Origin of the sequence: Bradyrhizobium sp. (assembly GCF_019244115.1) — a bacterium.
Taxonomy (GTDB): domain Bacteria; phylum Pseudomonadota; class Alphaproteobacteria; order Rhizobiales; family Xanthobacteraceae; genus Bradyrhizobium.
Genome location: NZ_JAFATE010000527.1, coordinates 1 through 2,233, shown reverse-complemented (window position 1 = coordinate 2,233; position 2,233 = coordinate 1). Strand labels below are relative to the sequence as shown.

The following is a 2,233-nucleotide window of genomic DNA, read 5'->3' as shown; positions in this document are numbered from 1 at the left end:
ACCGCCGCGCCTTGCGCGAATTGGCGCAGAACGCCGACGCCGAGCCGAAAATCGCGATCGGGGCGTAATCTCTAGTCCCTCATGGTGAGGAGGCGCTTGCGCCGTCTCGAACCATGAGGCCAAGATCGGGCCTCAACCTTCGAGACGGCCGCCTTGCGGCCTCCTCAGGATGAGGGTCTAACAAGGACTGTCATTGCGAGCGCAGCGAAGCAATCCAGAACTCTCCACGCGGACGGACTGGATTGCCTCGGAGCTAAAGCTCCTCGCAATGACGGCAGAGGGTCTGACAAAGTGCGTCATTCCGGGGCGCCTCGCAGAGGCGAACCCGGAATCCAGAGGTTGTTGACGAGATTCCGGGTTCACGCTTCGCGTGCCCCGGAATCACGAAAGAAAAATGCAGGGACGACGAACGTTAATGGGCAAGGTCACGGGTTTTCTGGAAATCGAGCGGCACGACCGCAAGTATACGCCGGTCGCCGAGCGGCTGAAGCATTTTCAAGAGTTTGTCGTTCCGCTGTCGGAAAAAGAGACGCGCGACCAGGCCGCGCGCTGCATGAACTGCGGCATTCCCTATTGCCATGGCACCGGTTCGGCTGCGCCGGGCACGCCGGGCTGCCCGGTCAACAACCAAATCCCCGATTTCAACGACCTCGTCTATCAGGACAACTGGGAAGAGGCCTCGCGCAACCTGCACTCGACCAACAATTTTCCGGAGTTCACCGGGCGCATCTGTCCTGCGCCATGCGAGGCCTCCTGCACGCTGAACATCGACGACAACCCGGTCACCATCAAAACCATCGAATGCGCGATCGTCGATCGCGCTTGGGACAATGGCTGGATCAAGCCGGAGATCGCGACCCAGAAGACCGGCAAGAAGGTCGCGGTCATCGGCTCGGGCCCCGCAGGGCTCGCCTGCGCGCAGCAGCTCGCGCGCGCCGGCCACGACGTGCACGTCTATGAGAAGCACGCCCGCGCCGGCGGCCTTTTGCGCTACGGCATTCCCGACTTCAAGATGGAAAAGGGCATCATCGACCGCCGCGTCGTGCAGATGGAAGCCGAGGGCGTCACCTTCCATTACGGCGCCCATGTCGGCGCAGACAGCAGCGTCGATCCCCGCGAGCTGGTCGGCCAGTATGATGCGATCGCGCTGACCGGTGGCGCCGAGGCGGCGCGCGACCTGCTGATCCCCGGGCGCGAGCTCGACGGCATCCATTTTGCGATGGATTTTCTGCCGCAGCAGAACCGCCGCGTCGGCAAGGAGCCCGCCGTCGGCGCCGACATTTTGGCCGGCGGCAAACATGTCGTCGTGATCGGCGGTGGCGATACCGGGAGCGACTGCATCGGCACCTCGTTCCGGCAGGGCGCCAAATCCGTGACCCAGCTCGAGATCATGCCGGCGCCGCCGGAGCGCGAGAACAAGGGCCTGACCTGGCCGAACTGGCCCTTGAAGATGCGCACGTCCTCCAGCCAGGCCGAAGGCGCGATCCGCGAATACGCCGTGCTGACGCAGCATTTTTCCGGCGAGAACGGCAAGGTCGCAAAACTGCACTGCGTCAAGGTCGACGACAAGTTCAAGCCGCTGCCCGGCACCGAGTTCGACATCGACGCCGAGCTCGTGCTGCTGGCGATGGGCTTTGTGCATCCGGTGCACGAGGGCCTCTTGAAGACCCTCGGCGTCGAGCTCGACCAGCGCGGCAACGTCAAGGCCAACCTCAGCGACTACCAGACCTCGCTGCCAAAAATCTTCTCCGCCGGCGACATGCGCCGCGGCCAATCACTGGTGGTCTGGGCGATCCGCGAGGGCCGCCTCTGCGCCCAGTCGATCGACCGGTTTCTGATGGGCAGCACGGATCTGCCGCGGTAAACGCGGTTGTCCGCCCCGCATCCGCAAACAACACTCGTCATCGCCCGCGCAAGCGGGTGATCCAGTATTCCAGAGACTGCAATGCTTTACTCGAGAAGCCGCAGCGTACTGGATGCCCCGCCTTCGCGGGGCATGACCAAGTTGATTGCGGGATGATGTAGGGTGGGCAAAGGCCGCGACTTCGCGCCGTGCCCACCATCCCGCCGCAAGCGGGAAGAGACTTGGTGGGCACGCTTCGCTTTGCCCACCCTACAGTCCCTTTCGCCATTTTTCCGCAAACCGGTGCAGCGGCAGAAACGTCTCGCACAGCTCCTGCCCTGATGGCGTGAGGCTGTAGCCGCCCTCGGCGGCGAGAGCGAGAAAGCCGGC

General features: G+C 63.8%; 1 protein-coding gene and 1 pseudogene. One reads left to right on the top strand and one right to left on the bottom strand.

The window, feature by feature from the left end; all coding sequences use genetic code 11:
* Positions 1-415 precede the first annotated feature (415 nt).
* Entirely contained in the window at positions 416-1,864 is a 1,449-nt protein-coding gene (locus JOZ76_RS23335) for a glutamate synthase subunit beta (RefSeq protein WP_291702327.1), read from the top strand.
* Positions 1,865-2,113: 249 nt separating this feature from the next.
* On the opposite strand, the pseudogene JOZ76_RS23330 reads toward JOZ76_RS23335, so the two are convergent.
* Positions 2,114-2,233 (bottom strand): annotated as a pseudogene (locus tag JOZ76_RS23330) (winged helix-turn-helix transcriptional regulator); the annotation flags it as partial.

What these genes read in the sequence shown, in the direction of transcription:
- JOZ76_RS23335 (WP_291702327.1), top strand. Translation starts at nt 416, where the DNA reads ATGGGCAAGGTCACGGGTTTTCTGGAAATCGAGCGGCACGACCGCAAG.